Genomic DNA, 21,926 nt, shown 5'->3' with positions numbered 1-21,926 from the left:
GGAGCCGGCGCCGTGCGCGCCGGCCGTCGGGAGGCCTTCTATCGCCTCGGACCCGTCCAGGCCAGGGAGGCGGCCGCGGCGCCCCCAGGGCGCGCTTGGGGGCGCGCTTGGGGGCGCGCTTGGGGGCGCGCTTGGGGGCGCGCTTGGGGGCGCGCTTGGGGGCGCGCTCAGGCGGCCCGGACGCCGTCGAGGAAGCGGCCGACCTCTTCGGTCAGGTGCGCGGCCTGGGCCGACAGGGCGGCGGCCGCGCCCAGGACCTCGCCCGCCGCCGCCTCGGTCGCGCCGGACGCCGCGGCGACGCCGGCGACGTGGCCGGTGACCGCGGCCGCGCCCTGCGCCGCCTGGCCGACGTTGCGGACGATCTCGCGGGTCGCCGCGCCCTGCTGCTCCACCGCCGCCGCGATCGTGGTCGCCACGCCGTCGATGTCCCGGATCCGGGCCGTGATCGTCCCGATCGCCGCGACGGCCTGCCCGGTCGAGGCCTGGACCCGCCCGATCTGACCCGCGATCTCCTCCGTTGCCCTGGCGGTCTGCGCGGCCAGCGCCTTCACCTCCGTGGCCACCACCGCGAAGCCGCGGCCGGCCGCGCCCGCGCGCGCCGCCTCGATCGTGGCGTTGAGCGCCAGCAGGTTGGTCTGGCCCGCGATGGTCGAGATCAGTCCGACCACGTCGCCGATCCGCGCCACGGCCTCGCTCAGGTCCCGGACCAGCGCGCCGGTCCGGTCGGCCTCCGCGACCGCCGCCCGCGCGAGGCCGGCCGAGCCGTCGACCTGCCGGCCGATCTCCTGCACGGAGGCGCCGAGTTCCTCGGCCGCCGCCGCCACGGTGCCGACGTTGCTGGCCGCCTCCTCGGCCGCGGCCGCGACGGTAATCGACTGCCCCGCGGTCTCGGCCGCGGTCTCCGTCATGCCGCGGGCCGTGGCCTGCAGGCCGGCCGCCGCGGTCGAGACCTGCGCGACGATCCCGCCGACGGCGTCGGCGAAGCGGTCGGCGACCTGCCGCATCGCGAGGCCGCGCTGACGCGCCGCGTCCTGCCGGGCCGCCTCGGCCTCGGCCTCGAGCTGCCGGGTGCGGATCAGGTTGTCCTTGAACACCTGCACGGCGCGGGCCATGGCGCCGATCTCGTTGCGCCGCCGGAGGCCCGGGACGGCAACGGCGGAATCCCCGGCCGCGAGGGCCTCCATGGCCGCGGTGATCCGCCGGATCGGCCGGAGCACGCCGCGGAACAGGGCGAGCAGCCCGAGGGCAACGAGCAGCAGGGTCGCGACCAGGGCCGCCCCGTCGCGCCACAGGGTGCTCCGCGCCGCCCCCGACAGGGCCTCGGCCCGCGCGACCATCTCGTCGAGGCAGACGAAGGCGAGGTCGACGAGGGTCACCTGTTCGGGCGTGTCGAGCTTCCGCGCCTGGGCGAGCGTCAGGCCCGGCGGCGCGCCGCGAGCCAGGGCCTGCGCCACGGCGCGCCGGCGGGCGAGGGGGGCGCCCTCGAAATTGTTCTCCCGGGCTCGCCGGAACGCGGCCTGGACCGTCCCGGACGCCTCGGCCGCGGCCTCGATCGCCGAGTTCCAGGCCGCGTCGAGCCGTCCCCGCTCCTCGGCGGCCGCGACGATCTCGTCGAGCGACCAGGACGCCCCGGCCGCCAGGGATGTCTGCACGCGCAGCGCGACGGCGCCGTTGGCCATGCGCGTCGCCCACGCCGCCCGCTTCAGGGCGAGGTCGCGCCGGAGGAGCCCGTCGGACAGCGGGATCGCGGCGTCCACGGCGTCGCTCGTGGCGATCAGGGCATCGAGCATGGCCTGGAGGGCGGCCCTGGCCTCCGCCGTCACCGCGCCGTCGCGACGCGCGCCCGGCACGTCCAGGGCGGCGTCGACCCGCGGCCGGAGGCGGTCGAGGCGGCCGCTCGCCTCGTGCAGCCGGCCGAGGGTCGCCGCCACGGCGGGCATTTCCAGACCGTCGAGGAGCGGCTGGGCCGCGGCGAGCCCCGCGATGGCCCGCTGCCGGTCGGCGTAGAGCGACGCGCGGGTCTCGGCCTCGACGGGCTCTGCGGCGGCGAGGAACTGCAGCGTCGCGCCCCGCTCGAACCGGGTCACGTTCAGCGTCTGGAGGAGGGCGCGGCTCGCCCGCACCAGCGCGATGACCCGCTCGGCCTCGGCGGCGTGCTGTCGCGCCTCCCGCACGGTGCCCGTCGCGAAGCCGAGCATGATCGTGGCCATGACGACGAGGACGAGGCTCATGGTCGTCCGGATGGACAGGTCCCCTACGCGCATCGTGCCTCGGCTCCAGTCGCCCAATCGGTCGGGCATACCAGATTATAGCAAGATTTTCTCCGCACATCCGGGACAATGCGGACGGACTCAGGCACCGAACTGTCTTAAAATTTCCCGTTCCGAATTATCTTTCTGCTAAATGACCGGATAACGATCGGCCATAAGTGCAGATATTCTCGGTCACCAATCAATCGAACGCGGATTTTTTGCGGAAACACTTTTATCTTCCCTGTGCGCAACGACACTCACGCTCGGAACGGCGCGCCGTCCGAGGGGTCTCGCGTCCCTCTTGGGGGGCGCCGCGTCAGCCGGCCAGAAGCGCGGCGAAATGGGCGACGAGCCGCCGGGCGACCTCGTCCTTGCCGAGGCGCGGCCAAGTCTCCACGGCGCCGTCCCGCCGGATCAGGTGCACCGTGTTGTCGACGCCGCCCATGACGCCGCCCTCGGCCGACACGTCGTTGGCCACGATGAGGTCGCAGCCCTTCCGGGCGATCTTCGCCCGGGCGTGCTCGACCACCGTGTCGGTCTCGGCCGCGAACCCGACCACGAGGGGCGGGCGCCCGGCCGGCCGGCGCGCGATCGTGGCGAGGATGTCGGGGTTCTCGACCAGCGGCATCGGCGCCGGCCCGGTGCCGTCCTTCTTGATCTTCTTGCTGCCCGCCTCCTGCTCCGGGCGCCAGTCGGCGACCGCGGCGGCGAAGACCGCGATGTCGGCCGGCAGCGCCGCCTCGACGGCGGCCAGCATCTGCCGGGCGGTCTCGACCCGCACGACGGCGACGCCCGGCGGGTCGGGCAGCGACACCGGCCCGGAGACCAGGGTCACGGCGGCGCCGGCCGCGGCGGCGGCGGCCGCGATGGCGTGGCCCTGGCGGCCCGAGGAGCGGTTGGCGATGTAGCGGACGGGGTCGATCGGCTCGTGGGTGGGGCCCGAGGTCACGAGCACGCGCCGGCCGGCCAGGAACCTGTCCCCGCCCGGGGTGCCGAGCATCCGCTCCAGCGCGTCGGCGATCTCGTTGGGCTCGGCCATCCGGCCGGGTCCGGATTCGGGCTCGGCCATCCGGCCGGCATTCGGCCCGACGATCCGGACGCCGTCGCCCTCCAGGACCGCGCGGTTCCGGCGGGTGGCGGGGTGCGCCCACATCTGGACGTTCATGGCCGGCGCGATCAGGATCGGCAGGGTTGTGGCCAGCAGGACCGTGGTCGCGAGGTCGGCCGCGTGGCCGCCGGCCATGCGGGCGATCAGGTTGGCGGTCGCGGGCGCCACCACCACGGCATCCGCCTGACGGGCGAGCTTGATGTGGCCGATCTCGGCCTCGGAGGCGCGGTCGAACAGGTCGGTATGCGCCCGCTCACCGGCGAGCGCGGCCGCCGCCAGCGGCGTCACGAATTCCTGCGCCCCCGCAGTCAGGACCGGGCAGACGCTGGCGCCCCGCTCGCGCAGCCGCCGGATCAGGTCGAGGGCCTTGTAGGCCGCGATGCCGCCGCCGATGACGAGGAGGACGCGGCGATTGGCGAGGGTCTCGGTCATGCCGCCGACCCTCTGCGCGCCGGCGCGCGCGCGTCAAGCCGCCTCAGGCGGCGGCCGGGACGGCCGGCGCCTTCAGGCCGCCGAACCGGCGCTCCCGGCGGCCGAACTCGGCCACGGCCTCGGCGAGGTCGTCGGGCCCGAAATCGGGCCACATCCGCTCGGTGAACAGCAGCTCGGCGTAGGCCGCCTCCCACAGCATGAAGTCGGAGAGGCGGCGCTCGCCACCGGTGCGGATCAGCAGGTCGACATCCACCGGCGAGCCGTGCATCGGACCGGCCACCAGCTTGCCGAAGCTCTCGCGCGTCGGCTCCTCGCCGGCGAGGCGCTGCGCCGCCGCGATGATCGCGTCGCGGGCCGAGTAGTCGACGCAGATCCGCAGATGCAGCCGGGTCCCCCCCGCCGTGGCGGCCTCGGCGGCCGCGATCGCCTGGGGGATGCCGTCGGGCAGACGGTCGCGCCGACCGACGACGCTGAGACGGGTGCCGGTGCGGGCGAGGCGCTGGGTCTCGTTGCGCAGGTACGAGCGCAGGAGCCGCATCAGGCCGCCGACTTCCTCGGCCGGCCGCTGCCAGTTGTCCGCCGAGAAGGCGTACAGCGTGAGCGTGCCGATGCCGTGATCCGGGCACGCCTCGGCGGTGCGGCGGATCGCCTCGACGCCCCGATGGTGGCCGGCCAGCCGCGGCAGGCCGCGTTGCGTCGCCCAGCGCCCGTTGCCGTCCATGATGATCGCGGCGTGCAGGGCTCCCGGCACCGCTTCGCTTTGCATCGTAAAGTCTCCCGGCATGGGCGTGGCGTAGAGGTCTATCGAAACCGGATTAACATTCCCGGCGGGACGGGCGGTCTCACGCCGTTTTCGTGGCCGGATCGAGGCCGCGGACACCGGATTCGGGGCCGCGGTCGGCCGCCTCCGCGGCGTCGCGCACCACCTGCTCCAGCACGCCGAGATAGCCGATGAAGCGCCGACGCCCGACCGCCGTGAGGCGGCAGATCGTCTGCGACCGGTTCTGCGCGAAGCGCTTTTCGAGGCTCACCAGATCCGCCTCGCTCAGAACGGCCAGATGGCGGCTGAGATTGCCGTCGGTCAGCCCGCACAGCCGCTTGAGATCCGGGAAGGGCAGCCCCTTCGGGTGCGCCACCAGGGATGTCAGCACGCTCAGGCGCGCCCGCTCGTGGATGATCCTGTCGAGCCCCTCGTAGGAGAAGCGCCCCTCGGAACGGTCAGCGGTCGTCATCGAAGGCCCGGGCCCCGTGATGGATGATCCCGGCCAGCCACGCCTGGCCGAACAGGAAGGGCAAGCCCATCGTCCAGGGCGACAGGGCCCGCGTCTCGGCCGAGACCGCCAGCACGGCGAGCCCGGCGAGCAGGTACCAGGCCCCGACGCCCTGAACCGCCCGGGGCAGGATCCGCGCCGAGGCGAACAGGCCGAGGCCGACCAGCACCTGCCAGAGACCCGGCAGCATCCAGACCTCGCCGGGGGCGAAGCGGGCGATGACCAGGGCGAGGCAGGCCCCCGCGCCCGCGGCCGGCAGGAACACCTCGATGGCGTTCCACACCATCGCGTCGGCGAGGCCGGAATGCAGGCGCCGGCTGCGCCGGACCGCCTCGACGCCGATCATCGCGAAGGCCGCGAGGGCCGCCGCGATCCAGAGGCCGAAGAACAGGCCCGGCCGCGCCGCGGGATCGCCGAGCCACAGCGCCTGCCCCGCCGCGCAGGCGAGCGCGAGGCCGCCGGTCCCGGCGACCGTCGCCGCGCCCAAGCCGCGGAACGCCGTGTCGCGGGCGATCTGCGAGCGGATGGCCACGATGTCGGCCAGCGCCTTGTCCAGGTCCTGCATGTGCCTCAAGCCCCCGGCCGCAGCATGCCGCACACCCCACTTTGCACCGCAAAGTATCGACGGGGTCGGCCCACCGCAAGCCGATTTCCGCGCGCGCATGCCGATCTTCTCAGCATCCGGGACCGCGGTCGAGTTCGCCCCCGGGTGAATTCTACCTATCGGTTGTATTCGCCACACCGTCTTTAGTGGAACGCCACGGCGCTCCGCGGCCGGTCATCGGCATGGCCGGCGGCGGACGAAAGCCGTCAAACCGCACCCGCGCAGGGTTTCTCGGAGCGCGATCCGGGCCCATATTGTTCTCATGCCCGCACCGAAGAAACCGCGCGCCGCCTCCGTGACGGCCACGTCCGCCAAGGCGTCGAAGCCCGAGCTGAAGCCCCTGGACACCTATCTGGCGGAGCTTCTGAACCCGGCGCTCAACCGGAACCGTCCGGCCACCGTCGAGCCGCCCCCCGAGGCGCCGGCACGGCCGGGCCGCAAGGCGGGGGGCAGGAAGGGCAACCCGAAGGACGGGGTGCCCGCGGCCGCGACCCGGAGGGCCGAGATCGCCCGCGACGGCTTCGCGGAGGCACCCCAGGCGGGCTACGCGCTCGGCGACGCGGCCGATGTCGACCCCCGTCTGGCGCAGGCGCTCGGCCTGACGCCGCCCGAGGACGGCCCCGCGCCGGAGGGCGCCGAGCTGCCGGATCCCGGCGGCGACGGCGGCGCCTCGGCGACGGTGAGCGCGCTGGAGCGGCTGCTCACCGAGGGCAACCCGCTGTTCAAGGACGGCAAGACCTGGACGCCCCACCGGCCGGAGCGGCCGCAGAAATCCGAGGGCGGCGTCCGGTTCACGCTCAAGTCGGAATTCACCCCGGCCGGCGACCAGCCCCGGGCGATCGCCGAGCTCGTCGGCGGCGTGCAGGCGCTGGAGCGCGACCAGGTGCTGCTCGGCGTCACCGGCTCGGGCAAGACCTTCACGATGGCCAAGATCATCGAGGAGACGCAGCGCCCGGCGCTGATCCTGGCGCCCAACAAGACGCTGGCCGCGCAGCTCTACGGGGAGTTCAAGGCGTTCTTCCCCGACAACGCGGTCGAGTACTTCGTCTCCTACTACGACTACTACCAGCCCGAGGCCTACGTCCCGCGCTCCGACACGTTCATCGAGAAGGAATCCTCGATCAACGAGCAGATCGACCGGATGCGCCACGCCGCCACCCGCGCCCTGCTGGAGCGGGACGACGTGATCATCGTCGCCTCGGTCTCGTGCATCTACGGCATCGGCTCGGTCGAGACCTACACGGCGATGTCGTTCACGGTCTCGCTCGGGGAGCGGATCGAGCAGCGCCAGCTCATCGCCGACCTCGTGGCCCTGCAGTACAAGCGGATCCAGTCCGACTTCGCCCGCGGCACCTTCCGGGTGCGGGGCGACTCGATCGAGCTGTGGCCGGCCCACCTGGAGGATCGCGGCTGGCGGATCGGCCTGTTCGGCGACGAGGTCGAGAGCATCGTCGAGTTCGACCCGCTCACCGGCAAGACGATCTCCGAGCTGAAATTCGTGAAGGTCTACGCCAACTCGCACTACGTCACGCCGCGCCCGACGCTGCAGCAGGCGATCAAGGGCATCAAGCACGAGCTGAAGGGCCGGATCGAGGAGCTGACCAAGATGGGCCGCCTGATCGAGGCGCAGCGCATCGACCAGCGCTGCACCTTCGACATCGAGATGATCGAGGCGACCGGCGCCTGCAACGGCATCGAGAACTACTCGCGCTACCTCACCGGCCGTAAGCCGGGCGAGCCGCCGCCGACCCTGTTCGAGTACCTGCCCGACAACGCCCTGGTCTTCACCGACGAGAGCCACGTCACCGTGCCGCAGATCGGCGGCATGTACCGGGGCGACTTCCGCCGGAAGGCGACGCTGGCCGAGTACGGCTTCCGGCTGCCGTCCTGCCTCGACAACCGCCCGCTGCGCTTCGAGGAATGGGACGCGATGCGGCCGATGACGGTCCACGTCTCGGCGACGCCCGGCAAGTGGGAGATGGAGCAGACCGGCGGCGTCTTCGCCGAGCAGGTCATCCGCCCGACCGGCCTCGTCGACCCGGTGATCGAGGTGCGCCCGGCCCGCAGCCAGGTGGACGACCTGCTGGGCGAGGTCCGGGAGGTGGCGCAGGCCGGCTACCGGACCCTCGTCACCACGCTCACCAAGCGCATGGCCGAGGACCTCACCGAGTACCTGCACGAGAACAGCGTGCGGGTGCGCTACATGCACTCCGACATCGACACGCTGGAGCGGATCGAGATCATCCGCGACCTGCGGCTCGGCGCCTTCGACGTGCTGATCGGCATCAACCTGCTGCGCGAGGGCCTCGACATCCCGGAATGCGCCCTGGTGGCGATCCTCGACGCCGACAAGGAGGGCTTCCTCCGCTCGGAGACCTCGCTGATCCAGACGATCGGCCGCGCCGCCCGCAACGCCGACGCGCGCTGCATCCTCTACGCGGACAATATCACCGGCTCGATGGAGCGGGCGATGGCCGAGACCGAGCGCCGACGCGCCAAGCAGCTCGCCTACAACGCGGAGCACGGGATCACGCCGCAGAGCGTGAAGCGCGGGATCGCCGACATCCTGAGCAGCGTGTTCGAGCGCGACCACGTCCAGGTCGACACCGGGCTGGCCAAGGACGCCATCACGGTCGGCCACAACCTCAAGGCGGTGATGGCGGACCTCGAGAAGCGCATGCGGGCGGCCGCCGCCGACCTCGACTTCGAGGAGGCGGCGCGGCTGCGCGACGAGCTCAAGCGGCTCCAGGCGACCGAGCTGCTGGTCTCCGACGACCCGATGGCCCGGCAGGGCGACGTGGAGCGCGAGGCCGGCAAGTTCGGCCGGAAGCCGCCGCGCGGGGGCAGCCGCATCGCCAGGCCCGACCTCGACAATATGGGCCCGGGGACGGACCGGGAGCTGCCGGTGGGCGGCGCGGCGCCGGTCTGGCAGGAGCGGCCGAAGCCGCGCTCGACGCAGGGGCTCGGCGGTCAGAAGCCCAAATACAAGGGCGGCGGTGGGCGACGGCGGGGCTGACCCGGCCGCCGGGACCTCAGGCGGCCTCGCTGCCGCGGCCGAGGCCGTGTCCCGACCCGGCCTCGCCGGCATCGACGATGGCCTGCGCGATCCGGACCACGAGGACGTGGCAGGCCTCGTCGTAGGCGTGGGAATCCGCGCGGACCGCCGCCTCGACGACGGTCCCAGCCTGCTCGCGCACGATCTCGCGGGCGGTGCGCAGCGCGTCGGCGTAGGGCTCAAACGGTCGGGGCATCGTCGCGCTCCGGAGACGCCGGGCCTGGCCCGGATAGGCGGCTGGAACGAGCCGGGCGACGAAACTGTTCCCCCGGCCGCTGGACGTCGATGCCGCAGCGGCCCAGATCAGCCGCGATGAGTGACGAGCACGCGATGGCCTCAGAGACGAACCCGCCCCCGACCCTCGACGACGAGACCCTGGCCTTCGCGGGCCGGGTCTTCCAGTACGCGCGGATGGGCCACGCCGAGGAGCTCGCCGACCTGTTCGGGCAGGGGCTGCCGGCGAACCTGCGCAACGACAAGGGCGACAGCCTGCTGATGCTCGCCGCCTATAACGGTCAGGCGGAGGCCGCCCGGGTGATCCTGGAGGCCGGCGGCGACCCGGAACTCGCCAACGACCGCGGCCAGACGCCGCTCGCCGGCGCGGCCTTCAAGAACGACCTCGCCGTCGCGCAGCTCCTGCTCCGGCACGGGGCCGCGGTGGACGGGACCGGCGACGGCACCCGCACGGCGCTGATGACCGCCGCCATGTTCGACCGCACCGAGATGGTCGACCTGCTCCTGCGGCACGGCGCCGACCCGGATCGCCGCGACGCCTCCGGCCAGAGCGCCGCCGACATGGCCCGGGCGATGGGTGCCCAGGCGACGCCGGCGCAGCTCGACGGGGCGCCCCGGCGGCAGGCGTGAGGCCGCGTCGCGAGAAGACCTGTTCGGGCGCGACGGGCGCCGCACACGGGAGCACAGCTTTGTCGCGATGGATCGGGGCCGCCCTGCTGGCCTGCCTTGTCGGAACCGCCTCCCTCGGTACGGCCTCGGCCGCCGAGACGCCCTGGCCGGCCTTCGGACACGACCCGAGCAACCGCAACTTCTCCGAGCTGACCCAGATCAACCGCGACACGGTCGGCCGGCTGCGCCCCGCCTGGATCTTCCAGACCGGGATCACCGGCTACTTCCAGGCCCAGCCGGTGATGGTGGACGGCACCCTCTACGTCTCTACGACGCAGAACAACGTCGCCGCCCTCGACGCGAAGACCGGCAAGCCGCTGTGGACCTACACCCACAAGCCGCGCACCGAGAAGATCTTCGGCCCGCCCTCCAACCGCGGGGTCGCGGTTTCGGGGGGCCTCGTCTTCGAGGCGACTATGGACGGGCAGCTCATCGCCCTGGACGCCAGGACCGGCCGGATCGTCTGGGAGAAGGAGGCGGTGCGCCCGGAGGAGGGCGAGACCGAGACCGCCTCGGGCCTGGCCGCGACCCTCGGCGGCAAGCCCGTCCAGGGTTCGAGCCGCCTCGGCTTCAAGATGCCGCCGCTCGTCGCCGACGGGCTCGTCATCGTCGGCGTCACCGGCGCCGGCTACGGCCTCCACATCGAGGACGAGGCGGGCGGCCTCGACGGCGGCTCGGTGGTCGGCATCGAGGGCGGATACGGGCGGCGCGGCTGGCTCGCGGCCTACGACGCGAGGACCGGCGAGGAACGATGGCGCTGGTACGTGACGCCCTCGGAGGGCTGGGAGGGCGGCTTCGTGGAGAAGACCGCCGACGGCACGCCGCTCCACCGCGACATCGCCGCCGAGAAGGCGGCGGCGCCCGCCAACCGCGACGCCTGGCGGGTGGGCGGCGGCTCCCTCTGGATGACGCCCGCCTACGACCCCGATCTCGGCCTGATCTTCCTCGGCACCGGCAACCCGGCGCCGCAGAATTTCGGCCTGTCGCGCCCGGGGGACAATCTCTACACGATGTGCCTCGTCGCCCTCGACGTGAAGACCGGGAAGCTGCGCTGGTACTACCAGCAGGTGCCGCACGACGAGTGGGGCTACGACGTCGCCGCGCCGCCCTTCCTGCTGGACATGCCGGGCGGCGCCAGGGCGGTGGCCTCGGCGAGCAAGACCGGCTGGATCTACGTCCACGACCGCGCCACGGGGAAGCTGCTCGCGCGCTCGGCCCCGCTGATCGAGCAGAAGAACCTGTTCGCGCCGCCGACCCCGCAGGGCACCGTGGTGGCGCCCGGCCCGCTCGGCGCGGTCTCGTGGCCGCCCACCGCCTATGACGGGACGCGCGCCTACGTGCAGGTCCGCCACGGAGCGACGACCTACACGGTGAAGACCGTGCCGGCCGCCGCGGGGCGTCCGGAGATCCGCTACACGGAGACCGGGGAGGCCAGGGGCGAGCCGTCCTTCAGCACGCTCACGGCCGTCGATCTCGCGGACGGCGGCCGGATCGCGTGGTCGGTGCGCGGCGCGAGCCGCCTCTCCGGGGGCACCCTGGCGACCGCCGGCGGGCTCGTCTTCTCGGGCGAGGAGGACGGCCATCTCGACGCCCACGACGCGCGGGACGGCCGGATTCTCTGGCGCTTCCAGTGCGGGGCCGGCATCAGCGGGCCGGCGATGACCTACGCGCTGGACGGCAAGCAGTACGTCGCGGTGGCGGCGGGCGGCGCCTCGTTCACCAGGGCGTCGGGCTTCGGCACCGGCGACGCGCTGCTGGTCTTCGCACTGCCCGATTGACCGCGGCCGGCCCACAGCGCGGACGGATGTCGCGGCGCGCCGGACTCTCGACCCTGCGGCGGGACGGGACGCCCCGGCGCGGCCCCTTGGCTAGTGGGCCACGAAGAGGGACAGCGCGCACAGGGCACTCGCGCCCAGCGCGAACGTCACGTCGGTCCAAGCGAAACGAGCCCTGCCAGGCATGCAGAATCTCCGCGCGAATACCGACCAACAAATTCCCGGATAAGTTGTTGCCGTCCGCTACCGGACAGAAGCCTCGCGGACGGTGGCCGGAGACGTTCGAGGAGGCAGGCCGGGACGGGTACGCTCACGACGCGCGGCCTTCCGCGGCCGGCGCGTGATGTCCGGGCGCCCGGGGCGCTTCAGCCCGCCGCGACGGCGTAGCGGGTGCGCAGGCGCAGGCCGAACACTGCCATCATGAACATGCAGCAGGTGGCGTTGTTGCCGTTGTAGAGCACCGTCTCGAAGGAGGCCGAAACCAGCCCGAGGAACCACAGCCTCAGGAACAGCATGGTCTCCGCGTCGAGGCGCGTCCCGCCGGCCACGCGCTGCAGGTCGCGCACCGGGGCGAGCACGAAGGCCACCACGGTCAGGGCGAGGAACGGCAGGCCGCCGATCAGCGCGGTGTCGAGATAGGCGTTGTGGGCGTGGTCGACGGTGTTGACCCAGGTCAGCGCCTCGGAGCCGGCATACATGGTCCGCTCAGTCATCCAGAAGGCGCCGATCCCCCAGCCGCGCCAGGGCCGGATCGCGATGTTGTCGATGGCGAACTGCCAGATCTCGCTGCGGCCCGTGAAGGTCGCGTCGGTGAGCAGCGAGCCCACCGCCTCCTGGATCGGCGGCGCCAGCACCGAGCCGATCGAGATCAGCGAGAACCCGATCACCGGGCCGAGGAGCAGCAGGCGGCGCAGGAACCCGCCGGTCAGGACCTGGCACAGGCCGGTCACGGCGAGGATCACCGGCAGGAGCAGGATCGCGGTCTTGGAGCCGCTCGCCACCAGGAACCCGGCCGCCAGGAGCACGATCGCCCAGCCGAGGACGCGGCTCGCCACCCTGGCGACGTAGAGGCCCACGATCACCAGGATCACCATGGCGGCACCGGCCTCGTTCTTCTGCGGGAAGATCCCGCGCCAGAGGCCCGGGTGGCTCGGATCGGAATTGACGTCGAAGGCCGAGTGGATCGCGAGGTTCGGCACGAAGGCGACCGCGAGGTAGGAGGCGAGCACGATGACCAGGGCGGACCCGGCCATGGTCAGCGCCAGTTGGCGAGGCGAGCGGGCCACGATCAGCACGCCCGCCGAGAGCATCGCCGCGATGGCGAAGAGCGCGAGCCGCCGCAGCGACAGGCTCGGCTCGACAGAGAGCAGCGCCGTCGCCCCGAGCCAGAGGGCGCAGAGGACGAGGGGGCGGGTCACCAGGGGGCGGAGGTGGCGCACGCCGATCCGGTGGATCGCCGCCGCCATGGCGGCGCCGGCGCTGAGGAACAGGATCTGCGTCAGCAGGCTGCCGTCCTCGGAGGCCGCGAGCATCGACCGGTCGGACAGGTCCTTCAGCCAGACGTGGTTCCAGAGCAGGACGAAGACGGCCCCGTTCAGGAGGACGCGCAGAACGTCCGGCACGTCGCGGCCCGCGACGCCGCGCTGCCGCCCGTCGGCCGGGATCCCGATCGCCGCGTCCGCAGAAGCCATGCCGTCCCACCGCGAGGCCGCGCCGCGCGGCCGAGACCATTCTAGCGGCCCGCAGGTGCGGGGCGATGGAAAATCAGATGTTGCACCCCGCGATCGCGCGATAACCTTGACGCGATCCAGGCGGGGTCAGCGCCGCATCGTGTACTGCGAGCGGCCGGCGGATTGCCGCATCAGGAAGGACGCCATCTCGGCCAGTTCCGGCGCCTTCGAGCGGAAGGTGACGGACAGCGCCAGCAGCGTGTCCTTGTGGTCGAGGCCCGGGTAGAGCCGCTCCTGGACCGGGACGTGTTCGGCCCGCAGCTTGGCGGCGAGGCTGACCGTGTGCCGCGGCTTCACCACGGTGTCGGCGTCGCCGGTCGCCAGGAAGGCGGGGGGCGAGAGCGGGCCCACGAAGGCGACGGGCTGCGTGGCCTCCGGATCTGTCGCCTTGCCGAACACCTTGACGGTGGTGTCCTGGTCGAACGGCAGGAAGTCGTAGGGGCCGGACAGGCCGGCGACGGCCTTGATCACCTTGGGATCGACCCCGGCGGCGATCACGTAGCGCGGGTCGAGGCCGAGCATCACGGCGTTGTAGGCGCCCGCCGAGTGGCCGGCGAGCACGATGCGGCGCGGGTCGCCGCCGTATCCGGCGATGTTGTCGCGCACCCACGCGATGGCCTCGGCGCCGTCCTCGAGGAAGCCGGGGAACGGCGCCTCCGGGTAGAGCCGGTAATCGGGCAGCACCGTGACGAAGCCCTGCGCCGCGAGGGCGTGCCCGACGAAGGCGTAGTCGTCCTTGGCGCCGCTCTGCCAGGAGCCGCCGTAGAAGAACACCAGGACCGGCGCGTTCTCGGCGCCCGCGGTGGGAACGTAGACGTCGAGCCGCCGCCGCGGACCCTCGCCGAAGGGCTGGTCCTTCGCGGCGAGCCGCCCCCCCGGATCGCGCGGGCCGATCGCGTCGAACAGCGCGAGCGGCGAGGCAGCGGTGAAGCCGAACGCGGCGAGCCCGAGGCAGAGGAGGCTAGCGAGCGCGGTGAGGAGACGTGTCATATCCCATCCGGTTGTCCCGACCGGGCCATACGGCACCGCCCTCGGGGCGGATTGATGACGCTCTCGGGGCGGATCACGAAAAATCAGGTCCGCAGCACGAAGCAGGCGCCGCCGACCTTGCGGATGCGGCCGCACAGGTCGTCGGCCGCCTGCCGGCTCTGCGCCGGGATGCGGATCCGGTAGAAGGCGCGGGTCCCGCGGTTGCGCAGGCGCGTGCCGATGATCATCGGCCGCACCTCGCCGATCACCCCGGCGTAGGCGCTCCGCGCGCGGTTGAAGCTCTGCAGCGCCAGCGCCTTGGAGAAGTTGCCGGCGAGCTGGATGCCCCAGGGGGCGGCCGGCCCCTCGTTGAGGCCGAGGGCGAAGCGGTCGCCGCGCGACGGGACGCGCAGGCTGGCGGTGACCTGCAGGCAGGTCTGCGGCGCTTCCGGCTTGGTCTCCCTCTTGGCCTCCCCCTTGGCCTCCCCCTTGGCCTCCTTCTGGTCCGTCGCGTCCTTCTGACCCTTCGCCTCGGACTTGCTCTCGGACTTGCCGTCGGACTTGGCGGGCGCGCCGCCCTCCGGGAACTCGATCGCCTTGCCGGGGCCGGTCCGCCAGTCGTCCACCGGCTGGCCCGTGATGTTGGCCACGTAGGCCCGCGTCTCGGCGGGCAGGCCGCCGTCGCCGGCGAGCCACTTGCTCACCCGCGCGGCGCCGCCGTTATAGGCCGCGGCGGCGAGGCCCAGATTGCCGAACTGGGTCCTCAGGTCGGCGAGCAGGTGGGCCGCGTGCGGGATCGCCTGCTCGGGATCGAACGGGTCGAGGAGGCCGCGCTCCCGGGCGGTCCCGGGCATGAACTGCGCGACACCCTGCGCGCCGGCCGGACTCACCACGCCGACGCGAAAACTGCTCTCGCGCCAGATCAGGCGCGTCAGGAACGGCACCGGCAGGCCGCGGGCCTTGGCCGAGTCGTCGATGAGGCGGCACAGGGCCTGCTCGACGGTCTCGGTCGCCCCCTCGGACGGGGCGGCCGCGGCCGGCTGCGCGCAGGCGAGGGCGATGAGCAGCGCGCCGAGGCGCAGGGGCGGGGCGGTCACGCCGCGCATGTAGCGACGCGCGGGGTAGGATCAATCCGCACGGCCAACCTTCCTGGGGGAACATCCGGCCCCGGCGCACGAGCGTTGCACCTTTGCACACTGGCGCGACCGGGCCGCGCCGTCGTAGCGTCCCGGGCTCAGAGAGCCGCCTCCGAGGCGGCCCCACGGGAGGAACCGCCGATGTCCGATCCGGCAACCCTGCGCGGCCTGTCCGGCCTGAGCCCCGCGCCGGCCCCGCTCAGGGGCTCGGCGCTCGTGATGATCGACCTGCAGCAGACCTACCGGGAGGGCGTGATGCGGCTCGACGGCGTCGAGCCCGCGCTTCGGGAAGCGGCGGCGCTCCTGAGACGGGCGCGCGAGGCCGGGATCCCGGTGATCCATGTCCGCCACGATGCCGGGCCGGGCTCGCCCTACGACGTGACCGCCCCGATCGGCCAGATCAGCCCGGAAGTGGCGCCGCAGGGCGACGAGCCGGTGATCACCAAGGCCTATCCGAGCTCCTTCGTGGGCACCGACCTCCAGGCGCGGCTCGAGCAGATCGGCGTGAAGGACGTCGTCCTGGCGGGCTTCATGACGCATATGTGCGTCAACTCCACCGCCCGGAGCGCCTTCAACCTCGGGTTCCGCCCCACCGTCGTGGCGGCCGCCACGGCGACGCGGGACCTGCCCGGGCCGGACGGCGCCGTGGTGCCGGCGGCCCAGCTCCAGGCCGCGAGCCTCGCGGCCCTCGGCGACCTGTTCGCCGTGGTCGCGCGCGGGCAGGGCGATATCCCCGACTGAGACGGCGGACCGCTCCCGGCACCGGTCGAGGCCGCGCGATCAGGCCTGGAGCCGCCAGATCTCGGCGATCACCGCCCCGAGGCCCGGCCGCCCGTCGGGATCCGGCCCGGTGCAGGCCTGCGCCAGGGCGCGCAGGGAGTCCGGCGGCGCCGCGCAGCGGTCGAGCAGCTCGCCGATCAGGATGCCGACGGCGCGGACCTCGACCCGCGCCAGCGCCGCGCCTTGCGGCCCGTCCGGCAGGGCCGAGGCCGCTCCGAAATCGCTGAGCACGGCCGCGCCGGTCCCGGCATCCCAGAGCGTGTTGTGGGCGTAGACGTCGCCGTGCAGCAGGCCCCGCCCGTGCAGGTGCGCCACCGCCTCGGCCACGGCGCGGGCGATCCGCAGGACCGTGTCGGCGCCGAGGCGCAGGTCCGGGTCGTAGACGTCGCGGCTGCAGCTCGCGAGGCTCGGCGGCCCGGCGAGCGCGCGCCAGTGCGCCGGCAGGAGCCGGAGCAGCAGGCCGCGGGCACCGTCGGGATGGCCCTCGAGCCGGCCGAGCGCGCCCGTGAGGGCCGGGTGCGTCCCGGCGGCGAGGCAGGCCTCCATCTCCCGCTCGGGCAGGCCGTCGCTGGTCATCGCGCCCTTGAACAGCTTCAGGGCGACGTCCTGCCCGCCGGCCGGATCTCGCCACCGCGCCCGGTGGACCCGCCCCGAGGCGCCCTCGCCGAGCAGGTCGCCGACGGCGAGGTCGGCCCACGGCACCGCGGGGGCCGCGACCGGCGCCGTCGCCGGCTCGGCGGGGTTGCCGGCATAGGCGATCCAGGCGAGGCGGGGCAGGCGCGCGAGCCAGGGCGGGAGCGCCGCGAGGCGATTGCAGGCGAGCCGGATCAGCTCGAGGTTGCCCGCCCCCGACAGGCTGTCGGGCAGCGCGGAGAGCCGGTTGCCCGCCAGCATCAGCTTCTGCAGGCGCGGCCGCTCGCCGAGGGCGGCGGGCAGCTCCGCGATCGCGTTGTCGGTCAGGGTCAGCCAGCGCAGGTCGCGCGGCAGCGACTCCCCCGGTACCTCGCGGATGCCGCAGCCGCGGAAGCCCAGCTGGCTCAGCGCCGGGCAGGCGCCGAGCACCGGCGGCAGGCGCGCGAACGGGTTGCCGGAGCAGAACAGCACGCGCAGACGGTGCAGGCGGCCGAGATCGTCCGGCAGGTCGGTGAGGCTGCCCCGGCCGAGATCGAGCACCTCGAGGGTGTCGGCGAGGGCGAAGACCTCGCGCGGCACCTCCGTCAGGCCGTCGGGCAGCCGCAGCTCGCGCGCGCCGCCGAGATCGCCGCGCCGCAGCGCAGCGAGGGTTTCGCGCCGGTCCAAGCCTCAGCCCCGCTTGAAGAACGCGTCGGCCGCGCCCTGCGCCGCCTGCTTGGCGGCCCGCGCCGCCTCGAGCCGGGCGATCTCGGCGCGCAGGAGCGCGACGCGCTCGTCGAGATCCCCGAGCGAGAGCGTGTCGAGGGGCTGCCCGATCTCGTGGGCCACGGCCTTGCGCGGCCGGTCGTCGTCGTCCCGCACGTCGTGTCCTCCCTACAGGAACGGTGTTCCGGCCCCGTCCCAGGCGAGGCCGAGATGGGCCGCCACGGTGGCGCCGATATCCGCGAAGGTCTCCCGCCGGCCGATCGGCCGGCCGGCCACGCCGGGGCCGAAGGCCAGCACTGGGACCTGCTCGCGGGTGTGGTCGGTCCCGGTCCAGGTCGGATCGTTGCCGTGGTCGGCCGTGATCACCGCGAGGTCGCCCGGCGCCAGCGCCGCCAGGATCTCGGGGATCCGCGCGTCGAACGCCTCCAGCTCCGCGGCGTAGCCCGGCACGTCGCGGCGGTGGCCGTGCTCCGTGTCGAAATCGACGAGGTTGACGAAGATCAGGCCGCCCTCCGGCAGCGTCGCCAGCGCGTCGAGCCCCGCCGTCACGCAGGCCGCGTTCGGGCCCGGCCTGATCTCGCGCCCGGTGGCGCGGTGGGCGAAGATGTCGCCGATTTTGCCGACGCTCACGACCGCGCGGCCGGCCGCCTCGGCGCGGTCGAGCAGCGTGCGCCCGGGCGGGGCGACGGCGAGATCCTTGCGGTTGCCGGTCCGGCGGAAGCCCGCCTCCGGCGAGCCCACGAACGGCCGGGCGATCACCCGGCAGACGCGGTAGGGGTCGCACAGGCGGCGCGCCACCCGGCACAGGTCGTAGAGCCGCTCCAGCCCGAACGCCTCCTCGTGGGCGGCGATCTGGAACACGCTGTCGGCCGAGGTGTAGCAGATCGGCCGGCCGGTCCGGAGATGCTCGGCGCCCAGCGCGTCGATGATCGCGACCCCGGGCGCGTGGCAGTCGCCCAGGATGCCCGGGAGGCCGCCCTCGGCGACGAGCGCGCGGATCAGCTCCGGCGGGAAGGCCGGCCGGGTCTCGGGGAAATGCCCCCAGGGCTCGGTCAGGGGCAGGCCGGCGATCTCCCAGTGGCCGGAGGGCGTGTCCTTGCCGGCGGCCGTCTCCACCGCGTGGCCGTAGGCGCCGCGCGGCGGGCCGGCCGGGGCGAGGTGCGGCGGGATCCGGCCCGAGGCCCCGGCGGCCGCCAGGCCGAGCCCGAGTTCAGCGAGGTGGGGCAGGCGCAGGGGGCCCGCGCGCAGCCCCGCCCGGTCGCCGCGGCCCTCCGCGCAGCGCTCGGCGATGTGCCCCAGCGTGTCGGACCCGGCATCGCCATACGTGTCCGCGTCCGGGGCCCCGCCGATGCCCACGGAATCGAGGACGATGATGAGCGCCCGCGCCACGGTCAGGCGGGCTCCAGCTCGGCGGGGGCGTCGCTCTCGAGGGCGAAGGCGGCCTTGAACAGGGCGCGGGTGTAGGGGGTCTGGGGGTTCGCGAAGATCGTCTCCGCGGCGCCCTCCTCGACCACGCGGCCGTTCTGCATGACGATCACGTAGTTGGCGAGCGCCCGCACCACCTTCAGGTCGTGGCTGATGAACAGGTAGGCGAGGCCGCGCTCGCGCTGGAGGTCGCGCAGCAGGGTCACGATCTGCGCCTGGACCGAGCGGTCGAGGGCCGAGGTCGGCTCGTCGAGGACGACGAAGCGGGGATTGAGCACCATCGCCCGCGCGATGGCGATGCGCTGGCGCTGGCCGCCGGAGAACTCGTGCGGGTAGCGGTCCATGGCGGCCGGATCGAGCCCGACATCGGTGAGCGCCTTGGCGACCACGGCCCGGCGCTCCGCTCGGGAGCGCGCCGTGCCCTGGACCACCAGTCCCTCGGCGACGATGTCGGCCACCGACATGCGCGGCGACAGGGAGCCGTAGGGATCCTGGAAGACGACCTGCATGTCCTTCCGCAGCGGGCGCATCTGCGCCGCGCCGTAGCCGTCGATCGCCTTGCCGAGGAAGACGATCGGGCCCTCCGAGCCGGTGAGCCGCAGGAGGGCGAGGCCGAGGGTTGTCTTTCCCGAGCCGGACTCGCCGACGACGCCGATGGTCTCGCCGGTCCGGACCCGCAGGGAGACGCCGTCCACGGCCCTGACATGGCCGGTGACGCGCCGGAGCAGGCCCGACTTCAGCGGGAACCAGACCTTCAGGGGGCCGGCCTCCAGGAGCGGGGCGGCGTCGGCCGGGACGGGGTTGGCCCGGCCCTTCGGCTCGGAGGCGATCAGGCGGCGCGTGTAGGCGTCCTGCGGATCCGCGAAGACCGCCTTGGTGGCGCCGGCCTCCACGATCTTGCCCTTCAGCATCACGCAGACGCGGTCGGCGATCCGCTCGACGATGCCGAGATCGTGGGTGATGAACAGCATCGCCATGCCGAGGCGCTTCTGCAGGTCGGCGAGCAGCGCCAGGATCTGCGCCTGCACGGTCACGTCGAGGGCCGTGGTCGGCTCGTCGGCGACCAGGAGTTCCGGCTCGCAGGCGAGCGCCATGGCGATCATCACGCGCTGGCGCTGGCCTCCGGAGAGCTCGTGCGGGTAGGCGCCCATGCGCCGCTCGGCGTCGCGCAGGCCCACGAGTTCCAGAAGCTCCAGGATCCGGCGGCGGGCCGCCTTGCCGGCGAGGCCGCGGTGCAGGCCGAGCACCTCGCCGATCTGCCGCTCGATCGTGTGGAGCGGGTTCAACGAGGTCATCGGCTCCTGGAACACCATGGTGATGTCGGCGCCGCGCACGTCCCGCATCGCCCGCTCGGGCAGCCGCGCGAGGTCGCGGCCCGCGAACAGGATCCGCCCGTCCTGGCGGGCCGCGGGGTCGAGGAGGCGCAGGATCGCCAGCGCGGTCACCGACTTGCCGGACCCCGATTCGCCCACGAGCGCGACGGTCTCGCCGCGGCGGATGGTGAAGGAGACGCCGTCGACCGCCACGGTCTCGCCCTCCCGCGCGCGGAACGCCACGGAGAGGTCCTCGACGGCGAGGAGCGGCTGGGGATCGGCCTCTGACATGGACCCCTTATAGCGCGCCCGGCCCCGGACCCTAGCCCGCGCGGACGCCGCACGGGGCGGGCCGGCACGACGCGGCCGGACGGGCCGGCCGGCGGTCCCGGAAGGTCGACCCTGCGTCCGGCCGGGCCCGGACCTAGCGCAGCGGCGCCCCGGGATCGATCGCCGGCAGCTCGTTCGCCGGGAGCCCCGTTCCCGCCTGGGCCTGCGGTCCGGCCGCGCCGCGGGCGCGGTTGGCGAGGGCGACGGTCAGGCGCTCGGCGGTCTCGGGCTGCATCACCGCCAGGACCTCGGACATCTTGCGGGGGTTCATGGCCAGCACGATCGGGACCAGCACGTCGAGCCCGAGCCGGTCGAAGACCCGGGCTGCGTCCTTGGGCTTCATCGCCTCGTACATCGTGACGATGTTCTTCAGGGCCTGCTTCTCGGCATCCTCCTTCGCCTTCGCGACGGCGTCGACCTTGTCCTCGGCCTTCTTGAGGTCGCCGAGCCCGGTCTCGAGCTTGCGCTCGGCCTCACCCAGCATCTTCTCGCGCAGCTCGAGCTCGTCGCTCTTCTGACGCAGGGCGTCGCGCCGGGCACCGAGCTTCTCCAGGAGCAGGCGCTCGGTGGGCGAGGCCGAGCTCCCGGCCGCGGGCGGTGCGGACTGGGCCGGGGCCAGGGGAGGGGCCGACGGCTGCTCGGGCGCGGCTGCCGGCGCCTCCTTGGCGCCCACCGAACCGGTCGTCACCGGATCGAAGGGCTCGAAGCCGGTGCGCGCCCGGGCGACCGCGCGCCCGTAATCCGGCAGCGCCGCGCTCTCCGGCAGGCCGGCCTGCAGCAGGCTGAGCAGCTTGAGCACGAGCAGCCCACCGGCCGCGAGCGCCACGGCGTCGATGAGGCGGAGCCGAAACTGCCGGACGGGCTTCCGGCGCGCGCGCCGCTCGGGCGTCGCGGCGCGGCGTATCCGCTCCTCGGGATCCGGCTTCGGCGGCGGGATCTTCGGGGCCTTGACCCCGGTCACGCGGCGCGCGCCCGGACGCGGGCGAGGGCGCGCTCGCTCATGGCCAGCGCTGCCGCGGCCGCCACGCCGAGGCGCTCCCCGTTCGGGCTGGCGTGCTCCGGCCGGCGCTCGGCCGGGATCTCCGGCGCGCGCGTCGGCTCGGGGACCGCCTGCGGCGCGGGCCTCGGCTCGGGCGCGGGCTCGGGACGGACCGGCACGGCGCGCATCTGCGCCACGATGGCCCCGATGCGGGTGATCACGCCCTCGCCGGCCTCGACCTGCAGCCGCAGCTCGCCGGCGCGGATCGTGGCGGTCTCCAGGCTCGCGTTCAGGGTGCGGTCGCCCTCGTCGATCGCCGCCCGCAGGCCCGCGATGGCCCGCTCGGCCGTGCCGGTCGCGACCATCAGGTCGCCGATGGTCTGGCGGAGGGCGGCCTCGTCGCCCTTCATCTGGCCGATGCGGCGCGAGAGCCGGAGAGACGTGACGATGGTCGCCGCCAGGAGGACGGCGACCAGGATGTCGGCCGCGAGGGTGACGAAGAGACTCATGACCGGACCCTCATCGG

At 73.8% G+C, this 21,926-nt stretch carries 19 protein-coding genes; 4 read left to right on the top strand and 15 right to left on the bottom strand.

Annotated elements, in window-relative coordinates:
* Nucleotides 1-167: 167 nt before the first annotated feature.
* From ACX9MN_RS01820 to ACX9MN_RS01800, 5 genes are all read right to left on the bottom strand, one after another.
* Nucleotides 168-2,264 (bottom strand): methyl-accepting chemotaxis protein, encoded by a 2,097-nt coding sequence (locus ACX9MN_RS01820; RefSeq protein WP_489723599.1) that lies wholly within the window; start codon nt 2,262-2,264, stop codon nt 168-170.
* A gap of 304 nt (nt 2,265-2,568) precedes the next feature.
* Nucleotides 2,569-3,792 (bottom strand): bifunctional phosphopantothenoylcysteine decarboxylase/phosphopantothenate--cysteine ligase CoaBC, encoded by a 1,224-nt coding sequence (gene coaBC / locus ACX9MN_RS01815; RefSeq protein ID WP_489723598.1) that lies wholly within the window; start codon nt 3,790-3,792, stop codon nt 2,569-2,571.
* Nucleotides 3,793-3,835: 43 nt separating this feature from the next.
* The gene (locus tag ACX9MN_RS01810) at nt 3,836-4,558 is read right to left on the bottom strand and encodes a di-trans,poly-cis-decaprenylcistransferase (RefSeq protein ID WP_042674708.1); all 723 of its coding nucleotides are present in this window, start codon (nt 4,556-4,558) and stop codon (nt 3,836-3,838) included.
* 76 nt (nt 4,559-4,634) lie between these two features.
* A complete protein-coding gene (locus ACX9MN_RS01805; RefSeq protein ID WP_489723597.1) occupies nt 4,635-5,024 on the bottom strand; it encodes a transcriptional regulator in 390 nt (129 codons plus the stop codon).
* Nucleotides 5,011-5,628 (bottom strand): hypothetical protein, encoded by a 618-nt coding sequence (locus tag ACX9MN_RS01800; RefSeq protein WP_020093612.1) that lies wholly within the window; start codon nt 5,626-5,628, stop codon nt 5,011-5,013. The genes ACX9MN_RS01805 and ACX9MN_RS01800 overlap by 14 nt, the downstream gene beginning before the upstream one ends.
* 301 nt (nt 5,629-5,929) lie before the next feature.
* On the opposite strand from ACX9MN_RS01800, the gene uvrB reads away from it, so the two are divergent.
* Complete coding sequence (gene uvrB / locus ACX9MN_RS01795; protein ID WP_489723596.1) at nt 5,930-8,683, top strand: excinuclease ABC subunit UvrB; 2,754 nt, start codon at nt 5,930-5,932, stop codon at nt 8,681-8,683.
* A gap of 16 nt (nt 8,684-8,699) precedes the next feature.
* Here uvrB and ACX9MN_RS01790 read toward each other — a convergent pair whose 3' ends face one another.
* Nucleotides 8,700-8,918 (bottom strand): hypothetical protein, encoded by a 219-nt coding sequence (locus tag ACX9MN_RS01790; RefSeq protein ID WP_042674712.1) that lies wholly within the window; start codon nt 8,916-8,918, stop codon nt 8,700-8,702.
* Between the two features lie 134 nt (nt 8,919-9,052).
* Here ACX9MN_RS01790 and ACX9MN_RS01785 point away from each other — a divergent pair, with 134 nt between their 5' ends.
* Together ACX9MN_RS01785 and ACX9MN_RS01780 are read left to right on the top strand one after the other, a co-directional pair.
* A complete protein-coding gene (locus tag ACX9MN_RS01785; RefSeq protein WP_091979421.1) occupies nt 9,053-9,586 on the top strand; it encodes an ankyrin repeat domain-containing protein in 534 nt (177 codons plus the stop codon).
* Between the two features lie 59 nt (nt 9,587-9,645).
* A complete protein-coding gene (locus ACX9MN_RS01780; protein ID WP_489723595.1) occupies nt 9,646-11,403 on the top strand; it encodes a pyrroloquinoline quinone-dependent dehydrogenase in 1,758 nt (585 codons plus the stop codon).
* Nucleotides 11,404-11,765: 362 nt separating this feature from the next.
* Here the strand turns inward: ACX9MN_RS01780 and ACX9MN_RS01775 are convergent, their stop codons facing one another.
* The 3 genes from ACX9MN_RS01775 to ACX9MN_RS01765 form a co-directional block, all read right to left on the bottom strand.
* Nucleotides 11,766-13,091 carry an O-antigen ligase family protein gene (locus ACX9MN_RS01775; protein ID WP_056525445.1) on the bottom strand — a complete coding sequence of 442 codons (1,326 nt, stop codon included), beginning with the start codon at nt 13,089-13,091 and terminating at the stop codon, nt 11,766-11,768.
* A 126-nt stretch (nt 13,092-13,217) separates the two neighbouring features.
* Nucleotides 13,218-14,120: an alpha/beta hydrolase gene (locus tag ACX9MN_RS01770; RefSeq protein ID WP_489723594.1), complete on the bottom strand. Its 903-nt coding sequence runs from the start codon at nt 14,118-14,120 to the stop codon at nt 13,218-13,220.
* An 83-nt stretch (nt 14,121-14,203) separates the two neighbouring features.
* On the bottom strand, nt 14,204-15,205 hold the full coding sequence (locus tag ACX9MN_RS01765) for a lytic transglycosylase domain-containing protein (RefSeq protein WP_489723593.1): 1,002 nt from the start codon (nt 15,203-15,205) through the stop codon (nt 14,204-14,206).
* 171 nt (nt 15,206-15,376) lie between these two features.
* Between ACX9MN_RS01765 and ACX9MN_RS01760 the strand changes: the two genes are divergently transcribed.
* Entirely contained in the window at nt 15,377-15,976 is a 600-nt protein-coding gene (locus ACX9MN_RS01760; RefSeq protein ID WP_489723592.1) for a cysteine hydrolase family protein, read from the top strand.
* A gap of 39 nt (nt 15,977-16,015) precedes the next feature.
* Here the strand turns inward: ACX9MN_RS01760 and ACX9MN_RS01755 are convergent, their stop codons facing one another.
* The 6 genes from ACX9MN_RS01755 to ACX9MN_RS01730 form a co-directional block, all read right to left on the bottom strand.
* A complete protein-coding gene (locus ACX9MN_RS01755) occupies nt 16,016-17,314 on the bottom strand; it encodes a leucine-rich repeat-containing protein kinase family protein (RefSeq protein WP_489723591.1) in 1,299 nt (432 codons plus the stop codon).
* 3 nt (nt 17,315-17,317) lie between these two features.
* Nucleotides 17,318-17,509, bottom strand: a complete 192-nt coding sequence (locus ACX9MN_RS01750) for a DUF1192 domain-containing protein (RefSeq protein WP_012317818.1) — start codon at nt 17,507-17,509, stop codon at nt 17,318-17,320.
* A 12-nt stretch (nt 17,510-17,521) separates the two neighbouring features.
* Nucleotides 17,522-18,742: a phosphopentomutase gene (locus tag ACX9MN_RS01745; protein ID WP_091924921.1), complete on the bottom strand. Its 1,221-nt coding sequence runs from the start codon at nt 18,740-18,742 to the stop codon at nt 17,522-17,524.
* A gap of 2 nt (nt 18,743-18,744) precedes the next feature.
* A complete protein-coding gene (locus ACX9MN_RS01740; RefSeq protein ID WP_091979434.1) occupies nt 18,745-20,382 on the bottom strand; it encodes an ABC transporter ATP-binding protein in 1,638 nt (545 codons plus the stop codon).
* A 133-nt stretch (nt 20,383-20,515) separates the two neighbouring features.
* A complete protein-coding gene (locus ACX9MN_RS01735; RefSeq protein WP_020093624.1) occupies nt 20,516-21,382 on the bottom strand; it encodes a MotE family protein in 867 nt (288 codons plus the stop codon).
* Nucleotides 21,379-21,909: a DUF6468 domain-containing protein gene (locus ACX9MN_RS01730; protein ID WP_020093625.1), complete on the bottom strand. Its 531-nt coding sequence runs from the start codon at nt 21,907-21,909 to the stop codon at nt 21,379-21,381. Before ACX9MN_RS01730 ends, ACX9MN_RS01735 begins: the two co-directional genes overlap by 4 nt.
* Nucleotides 21,910-21,926: the final 17 nt, after the last annotated feature.

Source organism: Methylobacterium sp. 1A, from assembly GCF_058072805.1.
This window is presented reverse-complemented; position numbering and strand designations above follow the sequence as displayed.